The following is a 14,000-nucleotide window of genomic DNA, read 5'->3' as shown; positions in this document are numbered from 1 at the left end:
CCGCATTGCCGCAGGATAGAGATAAAAGGGTTTTTTGGGCATAATGGTAATTATAGATGCCAAAAATAACAATTTTTGTCAATTTTATTTTTTATTTGGTAGAACACATTGCGCCATCCCCCGGCATCTCCATCTCGGCAGCCTTTGCAGAATCGCCAGCAAGCCAGCCCACAATCCGCGGCCCATAGCGTCCGCCAATCCTCCAGCCATGCTCCCAGTTCCAGACGGTCGAGGTGGTGACTCCGAGCCGGGCAGCGACCTCTTTCTGCTGCAGGCCCTGCTCGATCCGCCGGCGGCGCAGCTGCTCGCCCAGGGTTTTCGGCTCGGTTTCCAACTCAAGAGGCCGGGGGATTTTCAGTTCGGTGGTGATGGAGAAAACCCGATTGGTTGTGTTGGATTGTTGGTAAAGGGGCACGCAACCCTGTCCCTGCGGATTTCTCGGCGATCCCCAGCACCCCTGCTCCTGCACACCGTTGATGACCCAGCGCTACCGCAGCCGCCTCTCAGGGCCACTGCTCGACCGCATCGATCTGCACATCGAGGCGCCGCGCGTCGCCCACAAGGATCTCGCCGCGACCTGCAGCGCCGAATCATCCGCCGCCATCCGCGCCCGGGTCGAAGCGGCGCGGCAGATCCAGCGCCGCCGGCTGGAGCCCTTCGGCCTGCACACCAACAGCCAGATGCAGGCCCGGCACTTGAAACAGTTCTGCCGGCTTGACGCTGAAGGAGAGAAACTGCTGGAGATGGTCGTCGACCGGCTCGGCATGTCCGCCCGCAGCTACAGTCGCATCCTCAAGGTCGCCCGCACCATCGCCGATCTGACCGGGGAAGAGAACATCCGCCAGCTGCACCTGGCCGAGGCGGTGCAGTACCGGGGGCTGGATCGGAAGCTGGGGTGAGGGGATTTGCTGCCCGGCCGAGCCAGAAGGAGTAAAGGCACTTGTGCATGACCATCTCCCCGGAATCTTCCCTGTGAGAGTATCGGATTTTGTAAACAACGTGCCAGATTCGTACGAATATGGTCTTTCAATAGCATTTTTTGCGCCCAACAGCCAATAATATGCTATTATAATATACAATTATAAATTAGCGTTGACGCCTGTTGAGAAATCCACTAAACATGCCACTATAATAACATATTATTTGCAAATTCGAGAAATAATATGTTATTATAGTGGCATAATTTATCTTTTCGGCGTACTTTCCTCTGGGGAGGAATCGATGCAGTGCACAATTGAAATTTTTATAGATGGCCAATGGCAGCAAGCCGGGATCTTTGAACCCGACGCCGGTACACTATCCTTGGGGATCAATGGCGGTGGGCGGTTTGACTACGATATTGACTACGCCGTTGAGTACCTGGATCAGGGCATTCAATACCAGGTCGGGTGCTGCTACCCCGTTGGCTTTGAGCTTTTTCGGGAGCCGAAGTGGCCGGCTTTTCTTCTTGACCTGCTCCCAACCGGCGCCGGGCGAAGGGTCTGGGTTAAACGACTCGGGCTGACAGACAGCGAAAAAGCAGATTGGGAGCTATTGCTGCACGGCGCGGGAAACCCGCCAGGGAATTTGCGGATCGCGGAGGCGATCAGCCGTCCAGTGGTGGATCATTTCGGTTTTGCAAAAACCGAAATCATCGAACGCCGCGAAGATTTTATCGAATATGCTGAAAAACATGGGGCGATGGTGGCTGGTGCGACCGATGTTCAGGGTGATGCTCCCAAATTTCTCTTGACGCAGGACGTTCAGGGACGCTGGCATGCCGACGGAGCATTGGCGGATGAAAAAGCCGCCCGGTTCTGGCTCGTCAAGTTCCCAAGAGGAAAGACAGAGGCCGACCGCACCGTTTTACGCAACGAGGCTCCCTACTATGAGGTTGCCCGGTGGTTCGGCATTCGTACCGGGGGACCCCTGGAGTTTTCTGAAAACACCTTGTTCATCCCACGCTTTGATCGCCAGGCGGAAGCAGACGCGGTTAAGCGCTTTGGTCTGGAAACACTTGCTTCCGCGGCCGGCATAGCTGAATTCGGCAAACAGGGGAACCATCTGGTCTTTTGCGAGGCCATCGCCAGGCACGCAACCGATCCGGAAAAAGAGATCCTGGAATATCTCAGGCGAGACGTCCTGAACGTAGCTTTAAGAAACACCGACAATCATGGCCGCAACACGGCCCTGATAAAAACCCCGGATGGGCGGGTTGAACTCGCTCCCCTTTATGACTTCGCCCCCATGTTTCTGGACCCCGAAGGCATACCGAGAGCATCGAGATGGCCTGGCAGTCTGGAACCGGAAACAGGAAGGCCGGCGTGGCGACTTGTCGCCGAGGCATTGAGCGCCCATGTTGACCCCGGGAACGTCCGATCCGCGCTCCGAGATCTCACCGGGCTGGTCGTACAACTTCCGGAAGTGATGCGCGATTGTGGCGTTGAAAAGCCCTTGATTGAGAGATTGTTTCCCCGCATCCGGGATATTGCCGGGGATCTTGAAGCAGCGCTGCAATAGCCTGAATCAGTGAGTTCCTTGTCGGCGGATAGCACAAGTCATTGATCTGTCTGAGCTTCCCAAAAACCACCAGCGAACCTATGGGTGCGCTTCAGATTTTTGGAAAGCTCATTCAGGTCAAGCACTTGCACTCTCCATCCAACAGAAACTCACTGATGCAGGAATAGGGCAAAACGGCAAAGAGCCCGTGGCTGAAGTCACAGGTTTCCAGAGCGAGGATTCGATGAAAAAATTACCCCCTGAACAGGTCAAAGAGGAAAAAGAGAGGCTTTACAACGACATCCGGGCCGGGCGCCTGACCATCGGACAGGCCACGGTGCGCATGAGGAAGATTGTCGGCATGACCCAGAAAGACTATGCAGAGAAAATCCTGAAGATCTATCCTCGGGTTCTTATGGAAATTGAAAAAGATCGGGGCAATCCAACGGTTGAGACCTTGAAAAAGGTTGGCAGGCCCTTTGGGTTACAGGTGGGGTTCGTCGTGCCACCTGAAAAAAATTGGGCACGTTGAGGGGCGTAGCGGCGGATGTCAACTGAAGGATGCGAGCCTTGAGTTTGTCAGTGAGCTCGAGGGTGTTTGACCAGGGATAATCGGTGGCCGGATGGTTCCGGAATATGCATGAAAAGTTGTAACGCGTCATGCTGGCTTCATATTCTTGGTAACAAAGGGGGATGTCATCGAGCGGACCAGCGCGCTGTAGTTCAGTTGGAAGACCACTTCTGTGCCGACAGAGAGGTTGTCGCCGGCTGATTCCACAATGAGGTGGTCACTGCTGGCCCCCATGACTTCGATTCCGGCAGGTGCTTGCAGACCGCACGGGTCTGTATCTTGCCTTCCTATCGCCAGGATGGCTTGGGTGACCTGCCCCCGGTCAGCAACGGTTGGTATCTCTCCGAACGCATTTTGGGCGATTTGGCCTGATGGCAGAGTTGGCTTGACCTTCGCTTCGATCACTTCAGCAATCAGCGCGATTGCATCGGTGTATAATCCGTCGAGCGGTTGCCGATGGAGGGTTTCGCAGCCGAGCAGGATCGCTTCACCCAAGCGCAGATCGTTGATCCGGCCAATCTCCGCGCCACTGAGCGCCCACTGCAGGTTTGCAGAATTGCCACCCGATACGGTCTCCATCCTCAAATCGAAGGTTGTCTCGATCTGCTCCGCAAGTTCGGTCAGCATCGCCATGTTCCGGGCGTCAGGTGCGACCCCGCTGCGGCAAGCGAGATTGGTGCCGATCCCTTTGAAATCGATATTCGGCAGGCTGAGTGTCTCGCGGACGCAGTCCAACAGGTCATCAGGCATGATCCCTTCACGGAGATCCCCCAGTTCGACCATAAGCACGACCCCGTGGTTACATTCTGCCTGTTGTGCTTCTATCGAGAGTCTTCTGATAACCTCGATTTCAGTATTACAGCTTATGTTGGCATACCTGACGACCCGTTGCGCCTGACTCAGCATCGGTGAACGGATCAGTGTCATTGGTGCTGACTGCTGCCCAATACGCATTGATTCGATATTTTCGATGCGCGAGTCACCTAAGCCATTGACCCCAGCTCGCAGCAGCGTGGCGGCAATCTCAGCGGAACCGAGGGTTGCCTTGGTCACGCCGGTCACCGAGATACCACGCTTGCCTAAGCGCTCAACCAGGGTGCGGGCATTATGACCGATTTTGTTGAGGTCGATCTCCAGCCTCGGTGCGGCCATCATGCGTTAGCGGCCTGTTTATCCTTGAGAAGAGGGAAGGCTGCAAGCACCATTTCCACCAACCGCTCAGACGGACGGGTCAGAGCATCTGTGACCGGAATATTGAGTTCCTGCTCATACTGGGTGATTGCCGCACTCACCTCGGTGTCACTCATCTGCTCGTGATTGATTGTCAGGCCGATGATTTTGGTATCGGAAAAGGTCTCGATAAGATTGATTTCACTGGCTGGCGTCGGCATCGGCATTTTTTCAAAATCGCAGCGTTCGCTACGCCGTGGCGCATGCTGTAACACAACGCCGTTAGGGCAACAGCCACGGAGGATAAAAGACGTGGAGGAGAAGGCGGGATGACTCAGTGCGCCTTGTCCTTCGACAACGATGACATCGGGACTCTCGTTTTCGAACGCCTTGACGACAGTCGCTTCCAGCTCGCCGGCGCAGAATTGTGACGGAACCGCATCGAGCGCAACTCCGTAGCGTGCCCCCTGAATCAACCCGGTCTGTCCGGTACCGATCATCACCGTTTTGATGCCCGCTTCATTAAGGGCGCTGGTGATTATGCTGGCGGTGGTGCGTTTACCGATAGCGCAGTCAGTCCCGAGCACAGCGATAACCGGGCAGGTGACTTCGGCGATCCGTCCGCTGAACAAGTTTAAATCTTTCTTGTCGCGGGGTTTGCGGACGTCGATAATTTCCACCTTGCCGGCGAGACATGCGGCAGCAAAGACCGGGTCATCGTTGAGAAATTCATGCAGACCGTTGACGATGTTCATCCCGTGGCTCATCGCCTCAAGCACCAGGCCACGCTCGTGCTTCGAGAGCATGCCGCTCGCTGGAGCCATGCCGAAAATGAAGAAATCAGGGACGGAGTCGGCCTGTGCCAGTGAGTCAGCGAGATCGCGACAGAGGGGAATCTCATTCGGCTTATTATCGAGGACCATACCAGTATCAAGGCCAGCTTTTTTACTGTCGATAACCGAAAGTATTTTATACTTCTCTGAGCGTCTGATCAGACCATTGGCGGTTTTGCCGTCTATCTCACCAAAATTAGCTTCACAATAGACGATTGCGGTGGCGACATGTGGACTGTCTTCTGTCACACAAAATGGTACGGACCTTACTGCATCATTATTGGCGACAGACTTGAAATTGGTTTCAGGTGCGTTCGAGGGTACGACAGGCGGGACGACTAACATAGCTACTCCTTTGAGTATAAAAGGCTCAGAGGAGGCGACGGGATCGTGCCGACCAGTATTGGCCGATTGTCAACGAGTAGTCCCAACTAAGATTGGATGCTGTGGAAATAAATTCCCACTGGGCGAGTTTAATGCGAAACTATACCACGTTTCGCCATAAACTGTTGAGAAATAGACGAGAATAGACAATTAAGGAAGCTGATCGTGAAACTTGTCACATAATATGTGGCATGAAGTCAGTTTCGTACTCCAAAGCGGAAAAGATCGCAATTCCCTGGATGGTATATGATGATTTTTGCCGGTTCTTGATGAGCGGCTAACGCTTTTCGAAAACGCCGGCAGATGCCATCACTCATCGTTGATTCTTTCTTGTTTTTTTCTCTTATCGGCCAGGATTGCCCCATGAGTTTTAATGTACTGACTGCTGAAATTTCCCATGAAACCAATTCTTTCAGCCTGCGCAAAACCGGCAAACAAGCCTTCATGGCTCGTTATGCCCTGCTGGGCGCAGCGGCTATCAAGGAGCGTGGTGACGAGAATACGGAACTCGCCGGGTTCCTTGATGCCGGTCGTGCGCATGGCTGGCGAATCACCCATGCTCTCAGTGCCGCCGCCGGGCCGAGTGGTAAAGTCAGGCGCAAGGCGTTTGACTGGCTCTGTGAGCCGATCCTTGCCAACCTGGAAAAGTATCCCTTCGACGGACTGCTGCTCGGCTTGCATGGTGCGATGGGGCTCGATTTTCGTGAAGATGGTGAAGGCGAATTGCTGCGGCGCGTCCGCAGCCTGGTTGGCAACGAAATGCCGATAGCCATCACTCTTGATCCCCATGCAAATGTAAGCAGGCGGATGTGTGAATTGGCGGATATTATAGTTTCGTTCAAAACCTACCCGCATATTGATATGCGTGATATCGGTCGCCAGGCTGGAGATATTCTCCAAAGAACCATGGCCGGTGAAATCTCGCCGCGCACCATCCGCGTCAGCCGACCCATGCTTGAAGAAGTCAATGGTGGCCGCACCGACATCGGCCCCATGATCGAGCGCATTGCCGCAGCGCGAACTTACGAGGAGCGGGCTGATGTCTTCGCTGTGAGCATCAATGCCGGGTTTGCCAGTGCCGATGTCAGGGAGGTTGGCCCAACGGTACTGGTGACCGGACAGGGGGATTTTGCGGCGCACACTGCTTTCGCCGAAACGATCGCTGATGATATTTGGGAGCGCCGCTTTGAAGTACTCAACGATTATCTCAGCGTTGACGAAACAGCAGCGATTGCCGCAACTTACGATCCCGACAAGGGGCCACTGGTGATTGCCGATTACGCAGATAATCCGGGCGCTGGCGGTTATGGTGATTCAACCGGGCTGTTGCGCGCACTGCTCAATGCGGGCGTGAGCAATGCCTGTTTTGCCCCCATGGTGGATGGCACGGCCATACAGGCGCTGCAAACTTCGGTTGTTGGTCAACATGTCAAAATAACCCTCGGTGGCAGGACCGACCCAGACTTTGGTGGTGGCCCGCTTGCGGTGGAGGCCGAGCTTGTCTCTCTCAGTGACGGGCATTTCATTGGCAATGGTCCAATGATCCACGGGCTCCACGGCAGCTTTGGTCCCAGTGCCGTCATCCGTGTCGGCGACATTGAGATATTGGTCGTCACTATCCCTCGACAAATCCTCGATTTGCAGCAATTCAAAGCCTTTGGTATTGACCCGCAGGGCAAAGATGTCGTGGCACTCAAGTCGATGCAACACTTTCGTGCTGCCTTCGAACCGATTGCGGGGAAAATAATCGTCTGTGACAGCGGCGCACTTTGCACCACATGTTACGACCGGCTGCCATATCGCAACGTGCCAAGGCCGATCTTCCCTTTAGACCCGTCAGAACGCTGATTCCGCGGCCGCGGGCGAGATCATGCAGCACCATCTCCCAGGCCGCGACATCGTAGTCATCGTCTGCCGAAGGGAATTTAGCGATCCAGAGATGACCATGCTCGTCAACCAAGGTCGCCTTGGGTCGTGCCCCACCGAGGGATGCTCCCGGCGCGACCAGCACCTGTGCAGCCAGGCCCTGATCTGATCGGGCGGTGCCTGCGGCTTTCTGGTCAGCTCAAAGGCGATGGCCTGCAGTTCGGCAATCCGGACGACCGGAGGGGCGGACCATCGCCGACCTGGCGGGGGAAGAAAAGATCCGCCAGCCGCACCTGGCCGAGGCGGTACAGTGCCGGGGCTGGGTTGGAAGCTGGGGTGCGGGCGGGGGTGTAGACAGGGAGACATGACAGCCGCATCGCAAGCCCAGGAATAAGGGAGAAGCGCCCCCCCCCTGGTCCATGCTATATTCAGGGACACTCATCTGCGACCGCTCCGCGGGTGGCCGAACACCCCGGGAAAATCAAAGCATAAAGAGGTTGAGCATGGACGATGTGAAACAATTCTTTTCGCGGCAGGATCTGTTCGCGCGGCATGTCGGTATCGAACTGCTTGAGGTTGAACCGGGCTACGCGAAAACCCGCATGGAAATCAGACCGCACCATTTCAACGGGGCCAAAACGGTCCATGGTGGGGCAATCTTCACCTTGGCCGATTTCGCCTTCGCGGTGGCGTCCAACTCCCACGGCAATCTGGCCATGGGCATCAACACCAGCGTCTCCTTTGTCAAGGCGGCAACGGGCGGAACGCTTTACGCCGAGGCCAGGGAGCAGGCCCTGAATCCAAAGCTGGCCTCCTATTCGGTTCTCATCACCGACGATGCCGGTGAGACCGTGGCTCTTTTCCAGGGCATGGTGTATCGCAAGTCGCAGCGGATCATGGGCGGTGCCCGCTAGGAGGCTGTCGGACTATACGGGCTGAAGCGAAAATTCGAGCCTTTGAGCACAGATTTCTGCTCAATTGCAGCCTCATAGCAGTGGCTATGGGGCAAAATGGAGCTGGGATATGGGCCGAACGCGCGGATTTGCAGCCAGTTCATGGATAGTCCGACAGCCTCCTAGGCTGATGAAAAACGCCCATCTGCTGCGTTGTCCTCACCCCGCGTCAACGACGTACCTTCCGGTACGCCTTATTCCGCGGGGTTGCGGACGCCTTGCATCTGGACATTTTTGCTCAGCCTGGGGAACGTGACTTTTTCAACAACCCGCTAGGCAGACCCAATTCGGCTTTTATTTGTGCAGGAGGCATGAGGGAAGGATGAAAAAAGAAAATTTGCAGGAAATCATCAGTCGTGACGGTCACTGTTTCGGCTGCAGCCAGCAGAACCCCTATGGATTGAAGATGCGTTTTTACGCGGGTGACAGCGTTGTCTGTTCCTGGCTGAGCGTCCCCGATCACCTCTGCGGCTGGAACGGGGTGGTGCATGGTGGCGTGCTGTCCACCATCCTTGATGAGATCATGAGCTGGAGTGCCATTCATACCCTCCGCCACATTGTCATGACAAAAACCATGACGGTGGATTTTCTCAAGCCGGTTTATATCGGCGAAGACCTGCGGGTTGAAGGGCGCGTCATCGAGCAGACGGGAAAACGGGAAGTCGTCGTGGAGGGGCGGATCTACAAGGATGATGAGGTCCTTTGCGCCCGAACCCGCGGAACCTTCGCCATGTTCACCGCCAAGGCGGTGAAAAAAATGAACATCATGCCCCCCGAGGTTCTTGAAGGCTTCGATGGACTGCTTGACGTCTGATCTGGATCGGCCGAAGAAAAAGGGTCGTGACTTGTCCGGCAACGGTCTGTTTTCGATTCTTCTTCATTCCCGCCCCGTAAGCTCCTGCCCTTGTGATCTTCTGTGCCCGGCGTTTGTTTCCCCCTGAATCGGTCCTGAAACAGCTTCCCGCGGCGACAGCCGGGGGGAGGAATTCAACAGGGATGTTTGCGCAAAGGTTGCCTATCGTTGATAGTTAAGGTAGGCCTCGACAGATTGCCGGCCAAAGGGGAAGGGTTATGGATTTTTTACAGGAACTCGGCATCAAGGAAAAGAACTTCGGAGCCGCGACCGGTATCGAGTGGACTGACACCACCGACCAGGGCGAACTGAACATCGTCTCACCCGTTGACGGCAGGCATATCGCCAGCGTTTACCTCGCCTCGAAACAGGATTACGAGAAGGTTGTCGCCCGCGCCGAAAAGGCCTTCGGGCAGTGGCGCGAGGTCCCGGCGCCGAAGCGCGGCGAGGCGGTACGCCAGTTCGGGCTGCAGCTGCGCAAATACAAGGAGGCCCTCGGCTCCCTGGTTTCCTACGAGATGGGCAAGTCGCTGCAGGAAGGCAGGGGCGAGGTCCAGGAGATGATCGATATCTGCGATTTCGCCGTCGGCCAGTCGCGTCAGTTGTACGGTTCGACCATGGTTTCCGAACGTGAACATCACCGCATGTACGACCAGTACCATCCCCTCGGCGTGGTCGGTATTATCAGCGCCTTCAACTTCCCGGTCGCGGTCTGGTCCTGGAATGCGATGCTCGCAGCAGTCTGCGGCGACGCCAGCCTGTGGAAGCCTTCCACCAGGGTGCCATTGTGCGCGATCGCGGTACAGAATATCCTTGCCGAGACCATCAGGCGGAACAACCTGCCCGAAGGCCTGTTCAGCCTTGTCATCGGCCGCGGGTCCCAGATCGGAGAAATGATGCTGAACGACAGGCGGCTGCCGCTGATCTCGATCACCGGCTCGACCGAAGTCGGCCGCCACGGCGCCCGGCTGGTCGCCGGACGCTTCGGCAGGACAATTCTCGAACTCGGGGGCAACAATGCCATTGTCCTCACCCCCGACGCAGACCTCAAGATGGCCCTGCCGGCCATTGTTTTCGGTGCGGTCGGCACCGCCGGCCAGCGCTGCACTTCGACTCGCCGGCTGATCATCCACGCGTCGATCTACGCCCGGGTCAGGGAGGCGCTTGTCAAGGCTTACGGCGGTCTGAGGATCGGCAACCCGCTCGACGAGCGTAACCATGTCGGGCCGTTGATCGACACCGGCGCGGTCGAGGCGTTTCAGCAGGCGCTGTTGCGGGTGCGGCAGGAGGGCGGCAGGATCATCTGCGGCGGCGAAGTCCTCACGGGCAAGGGCTACGCGTCGGGCTGCTATGTCAGGCCGGCGGTGGTCGAGGCCGAAAACCATTATCCGATCGTCCAGGAAGAGACCTTCGCCCCGATTCTCTACCTGATCAGGTACCACGGCGAGGTCGATGAAGCGATCACCCTGCACAATGACGTGGTGCAGGGCCTGTCCTCGGCGATCTTCACCGAGAACCTGCGCGAGGCCGAGATTTTCCTCTCGGCGGTCGGTTCCGACTGCGGCATCGCCAACGTCAATATCGGTACCTCCGGGGCCGAAATCGGCGGCGCTTTCGGAGGTGAAAAGGAGACCGGCGGCGGCCGCGAGTCGGGTTCCGATGCCTGGAAGGCCTACATGCGCCGGCAGACCAATACCATCAACTACGGCAGGAGCCTGCCGCTGGCACAGGGCATCAGGTTCGATATCTGAGCCGGCAACGGCGCCCGGAGACTCCGCCCGCAAGGAGCAAGGGATGAAAAAAGTCATTCGATCGGTCCTGGTCGTCGGGCTGGGCAAGGTGGGACAGCTGGTCGCGACCCTGTTGCAGGAAGAGGGCTACCGGGTGAGCGGGCTGGATCGTCAACCTCCGCCGGAAGCGCCCTTTGCTTTGCTGAAGGGGGTGATAGCGAAGGACGGCGTTCTCGTCGCCGCCCTGAAGGATCACGACGCGGTGGTAAGCTGCCTGCCCTTTGATCTGAACCTGCCGGTGGCGCGCGCCGCCCATCAACAGGGTTGCCATTATTTCGATCTGACCGAGGATGTTGCGACCTCCTGCGCGGTTCAGGAGCTGGCCCCGACCGCCAAAGGGGTGATGGCGCCGCAATGCGGGCTGGCTCCCGGGTTTATCTCGATTGTCGGTGCCGACCTTGCGGCCCGCTTTGACCAACTGCGCAGCATCGAATTGCGGGTCGGCGCCCTGCCGCAGCATCCGCGGGGGTTGCTCGGCTATGCCTTCAACTGGTCTCCGGAGGGGGTGGTCAACGAATATCTCAATCCCTGCGATGTGATTGCCGACGGCAAGCCAGCCCGGGTGCCGCCGATGGAAGGGCTGGAAACCATCCATATCGACGGGTTGCAGCTGGAAGCTTTCACCACCTCCGGCGGCCTCGGCTCGATGTGTGAAACGTTCAACGGCAAGGTCGAGACGTTGAACTACAAGACCATCCGTTATCCGGGCCACTGCCGCCTGATGCGATTTTTTTTCGAGGAACTGCAGATGAAAAAAGCTCGTAAACGGGCCGGCGAGATTCTGGTTGATGCCAAGCCGCCGGTCAATGAAGACGTTGTTTATATCCATGCCGCAGTGGAGGGGAAGCAGGACGGCCACCTGCGGCGCGAAGAATTTGTGCGTTCCTACTATCCCCGGCAGATCGCCGGCCAGTCCTGGCGCGCCATCTCCTGGACGACCGCCGCGGCCGCCTGCGCGGTTCTCGAACTTGTGGCCCGCGGCGAGCTCCCGGCGCAGGGGCGCATCAGGCAGGAGGAGATCCCCCTGGCGGCCTTTTTCGGGACCCCGACCGGCGCTTACTACCGGCCGTAATTCCGCGTGGCGGCGCGGCCGTCAATGTTCATGGTCATGCGGTTCATCCTCGTGGCCGGGGTGCGGATGGTCGTGGAACTCCCGCTGCGGCGGGTGGCTGTGCCCGCCTTCCTCGTCGTGACTGTGGCGGAAGCGGTGCCGGTGCTCGTGCTCATGCTCGTGGGGGTGGCTGTGGAGCAGGTCGCCGTGGCGGTGCTGATGCTCGTGCAGGTGCTTGTGCAGGTGTTCGTGTTCATGCTCGTGCTGGATTTGGCGAATCTCGATGGCGCAGCGGTCGCGGTAGGTGTAGTCGAGACCGTTGAGGGAGGCCAGATCGCTGTCGTCGAGGAAGCTGGCGGTCGGATAGTCACGCAGAATGCTGCCGCGGTGCATCACCAGGGTGCGTTCGGTCAGCTTGCGGACGAAGAACATGTCGTGGCTGACCAGCAGCAGGGTCGCTTTGACTTCCCGCAGGATCTGCAGCAGCAGTTCTTCCCCCTGGGGATCGAGTCCGGCGGTCGGTTCATCGAGGATCAGCACCTCGGGATCGAGCGCCAGAACGCCGGCCAGTGCCAGTCGCTTGCGTTCCCCGCCTGAAAGCTTGAGCGGCACCCGCGGTTCGAAGCCTTCCAGCCTGACCTGCCGCAGCGCCTTTGCCACCCGTCGTTCCACCTCCATTTCCGTATAACCGCGCTGTCGCGGTCCGAAGGCGACCTCGTCGAAAACGCTCGGGCAGAAGAGTTGATCGGCGCAGTCCTGGAAAACCAGGCCGACCCGGTTCCAGAGCTGTTTCCGCCGCCGGTTGTCCATCTCTTGGCCGTCGTAGCGGTAAAACCCCTTCCCCCGGTGGATGCCGAGCAGACAGGCGAGCAGGGTGCTTTTGCCGGCGCCGTTCTCGCCGACCAGGGCGACCCGCTCAGTGCTGTGAATCCGCAGGTCGATACCCTTTAGGGCGGCGGTCCCGTCCGGGTAGCTGAAATGGTAGCCGCCCAGTTCGATCAGCGGCGTAGACGAAGCTGGTGTCGCGGAACTCTCCGGCATCGCGGCCGGAGCGGGGTTGTCCCGCGGAGACGGGTCTTTTTCATTGCCGGCGAAACGGAAAGAAAAATCGAGCCCGTGTTCGCGCAGTGACGGCCGGTGTGCAACCAGTTCGCGCATCCCGTAGTCATGATGGATGCGGCCGGTGTCGAGTACCAGCGCCCGGTCGCAGAGTTCATAGAGAAACAGCAGGTCGTGGCTGATGACGATCAGGGTGCCGGAATAGTCGCGCAGCAGGTCGAGAAACAGGCACTCCTGGCGGGGGTCGAGATTGGCGGTCGGTTCATCGAGAATCAGCACCTCGGGTCGCATCGCCAGCAGTCCGGCCAGCGCGGCACGCTTTTTCTGCCCGTAACTCAGGGCGTGGGGAGCTTTGTAGGCGTGATCGAGCAGCTCGACCTGTTCCAGGGCGCGGCGCGCGGCAACTTCGGCGGTGGCCGCCGGCAGCCCCTGATTGCGCGGGCCGAAGGCGACATCCTCGATCAGGCTGTGGCAGAAGAGCTGGTCGTCGGGATCCTGGAACAGCAGGCCGATCTCCAGCCGGGCGCGCTGCAGGTGGTCCCCCCGCAGTTTTTCGCCCTTGTAGAAAGCCTCGCCCCGTTGCGGTTGCAGCAGCCCGCAGAGTTGTTTGACCAGGGTGGTCTTGCCCGAGCCGTTGTGGCCGACCAGTCCGAGCCGGTCTCCGGGAGCGATAGCGAGGTTGATGTCACGCAGGGCCTGGATATCGCCCGGATAGGCGTAGCTCAGTCCGCGCAGGGCGAACAGCGCGTCGCTCGGGTTCGGCAGGGGGGCGGGGCGGTTGAGATCATGCATAAAGGTTCAATTCAAAGGCGGCTAAAGGCCAAGGGTTAAAGGCAAAAAAGCTGGGGCCCACTCGCTCGTTTTACTCGCTTGAGGCGCCAGGAAAACCTGTTTTAACGGAGAGACGGGGAGAAGCAGAGAGAAAACCTTTTGGGTTTAAAACCAAAAACTGGTTTTGGTTTTCTCTGTGGCCTCTCCCGCTCTGCACCTCT

General features: G+C 58.0%; 13 protein-coding genes. 9 read left to right on the top strand and 4 right to left on the bottom strand.

Annotated elements, in window-relative coordinates; translation table 11 throughout:
* Positions 1–91 precede the first annotated feature (91 nt).
* On the bottom strand, positions 92–415 hold the full coding sequence (locus C2E25_RS14180) for a helix-turn-helix domain-containing protein (RefSeq protein ID WP_233189442.1): 324 nt from the start codon (positions 413–415) through the stop codon (positions 92–94).
* Between the two features lie 58 nt (positions 416–473).
* Between C2E25_RS14180 and C2E25_RS14175 the strand changes: the two genes are divergently transcribed.
* From C2E25_RS14175 to C2E25_RS14165, 3 genes are all read left to right on the top strand, one after another.
* Positions 474–899, top strand: coding sequence for an ATP-binding protein (locus C2E25_RS14175; protein ID WP_332882184.1), 426 nt, complete (start codon positions 474–476; stop codon positions 897–899).
* 322 nt (positions 900–1,221) lie between these two features.
* Positions 1,222–2,499, top strand: coding sequence for a type II toxin-antitoxin system HipA family toxin (locus tag C2E25_RS14170; RefSeq protein ID WP_103116382.1), 1,278 nt, complete (start codon positions 1,222–1,224; stop codon positions 2,497–2,499).
* 187 nt (positions 2,500–2,686) lie between these two features.
* Positions 2,687–3,010 carry a helix-turn-helix domain-containing protein gene (locus C2E25_RS14165; protein ID WP_233189440.1) on the top strand — a complete coding sequence of 108 codons (324 nt, stop codon included), beginning with the start codon at positions 2,687–2,689 and terminating at the stop codon, positions 3,008–3,010.
* 126 nt (positions 3,011–3,136) lie between these two features.
* Here C2E25_RS14165 and C2E25_RS14160 read toward each other — a convergent pair whose 3' ends face one another.
* Together C2E25_RS14160 and C2E25_RS14155 are read right to left on the bottom strand one after the other, a co-directional pair.
* Entirely contained in the window at positions 3,137–4,204 is a 1,068-nt protein-coding gene (locus tag C2E25_RS14160; RefSeq protein ID WP_199177440.1) for an alanine/ornithine racemase family PLP-dependent enzyme, read from the bottom strand.
* Complete coding sequence (locus C2E25_RS14155) at positions 4,201–5,397, bottom strand: DUF1611 domain-containing protein (protein WP_103116380.1); 1,197 nt, start codon at positions 5,395–5,397, stop codon at positions 4,201–4,203. The genes C2E25_RS14160 and C2E25_RS14155 overlap by 4 nt, the downstream gene beginning before the upstream one ends.
* 402 nt (positions 5,398–5,799) lie before the next feature.
* Here C2E25_RS14155 and C2E25_RS14150 point away from each other — a divergent pair, with 402 nt between their 5' ends.
* From C2E25_RS14150 to C2E25_RS14120, 6 genes are all read left to right on the top strand, one after another.
* Positions 5,800–7,284, top strand: a complete 1,485-nt coding sequence (locus tag C2E25_RS14150) for a M81 family metallopeptidase (RefSeq protein ID WP_103116379.1) — start codon at positions 5,800–5,802, stop codon at positions 7,282–7,284.
* Positions 7,285–7,478: 194 nt separating this feature from the next.
* Positions 7,479–7,670, top strand: a complete 192-nt coding sequence (locus tag C2E25_RS17910; protein WP_103116378.1) for a hypothetical protein — start codon at positions 7,479–7,481, stop codon at positions 7,668–7,670.
* Between the two features lie 135 nt (positions 7,671–7,805).
* Positions 7,806–8,216 carry a PaaI family thioesterase gene (locus tag C2E25_RS14135; RefSeq protein ID WP_103116377.1) on the top strand — a complete coding sequence of 137 codons (411 nt, stop codon included), beginning with the start codon at positions 7,806–7,808 and terminating at the stop codon, positions 8,214–8,216.
* A 361-nt stretch (positions 8,217–8,577) separates the two neighbouring features.
* On the top strand, positions 8,578–9,069 hold the full coding sequence (locus tag C2E25_RS14130) for a PaaI family thioesterase (protein WP_103116376.1): 492 nt from the start codon (positions 8,578–8,580) through the stop codon (positions 9,067–9,069).
* Positions 9,070–9,326: 257 nt separating this feature from the next.
* Positions 9,327–10,859: an aldehyde dehydrogenase family protein gene (locus C2E25_RS14125; RefSeq protein WP_103116375.1), complete on the top strand. Its 1,533-nt coding sequence runs from the start codon at positions 9,327–9,329 to the stop codon at positions 10,857–10,859.
* Positions 10,860–10,902: 43 nt separating this feature from the next.
* Positions 10,903–11,970 carry a saccharopine dehydrogenase family protein gene (locus C2E25_RS14120; protein WP_103116374.1) on the top strand — a complete coding sequence of 356 codons (1,068 nt, stop codon included), beginning with the start codon at positions 10,903–10,905 and terminating at the stop codon, positions 11,968–11,970.
* A gap of 21 nt (positions 11,971–11,991) precedes the next feature.
* Here the strand turns inward: C2E25_RS14120 and C2E25_RS14115 are convergent, their stop codons facing one another.
* The gene (locus C2E25_RS14115; RefSeq protein ID WP_103116373.1) at positions 11,992–13,800 is read right to left on the bottom strand and encodes an ABC transporter ATP-binding protein; all 1,809 of its coding nucleotides are present in this window, start codon (positions 13,798–13,800) and stop codon (positions 11,992–11,994) included.
* Positions 13,801–14,000: the final 200 nt, after the last annotated feature.

Origin of the sequence: Geothermobacter hydrogeniphilus (assembly GCF_002898515.1) — a bacterium.
Lineage (GTDB): Bacteria > Desulfobacterota > Desulfuromonadia > Desulfuromonadales > Geothermobacteraceae > Geothermobacter_A.
Note: the sequence above shows the minus strand (reverse complement) of the source record. Positions and strands in the feature narration are given on the sequence as shown.

What these genes read in the sequence shown, in the direction of transcription:
- C2E25_RS14120 (WP_103116374.1), top strand. Translation starts at nt 10,903, where the DNA reads ATGAAAAAAGTCATTCGATCGGTCCTGGTCGTCGGGCTGGGCAAGGTG.
- C2E25_RS14150 (WP_103116379.1), top strand. Translation starts at nt 5,800, where the DNA reads ATGAGTTTTAATGTACTGACTGCTGAAATTTCCCATGAAACCAATTCT.
- C2E25_RS14135 (WP_103116377.1), top strand. Translation starts at nt 7,806, where the DNA reads ATGGACGATGTGAAACAATTCTTTTCGCGGCAGGATCTGTTCGCGCGG.
- C2E25_RS14130 (WP_103116376.1), top strand. Translation starts at nt 8,578, where the DNA reads ATGAAAAAAGAAAATTTGCAGGAAATCATCAGTCGTGACGGTCACTGT.
- C2E25_RS14155 (WP_103116380.1), bottom strand. Translation starts at nt 5,397, where the DNA reads ATGTTAGTCGTCCCGCCTGTCGTACCCTCGAACGCACCTGAAACCAAT.
- C2E25_RS14115 (WP_103116373.1), bottom strand. Translation starts at nt 13,800, where the DNA reads ATGCATGATCTCAACCGCCCCGCCCCCCTGCCGAACCCGAGCGACGCG.
- C2E25_RS14125 (WP_103116375.1), top strand. Translation starts at nt 9,327, where the DNA reads ATGGATTTTTTACAGGAACTCGGCATCAAGGAAAAGAACTTCGGAGCC.
- C2E25_RS14170 (WP_103116382.1), top strand. Translation starts at nt 1,222, where the DNA reads ATGCAGTGCACAATTGAAATTTTTATAGATGGCCAATGGCAGCAAGCC.
- C2E25_RS14160 (WP_199177440.1), bottom strand. Translation starts at nt 4,204, where the DNA reads ATGATGGCCGCACCGAGGCTGGAGATCGACCTCAACAAAATCGGTCAT.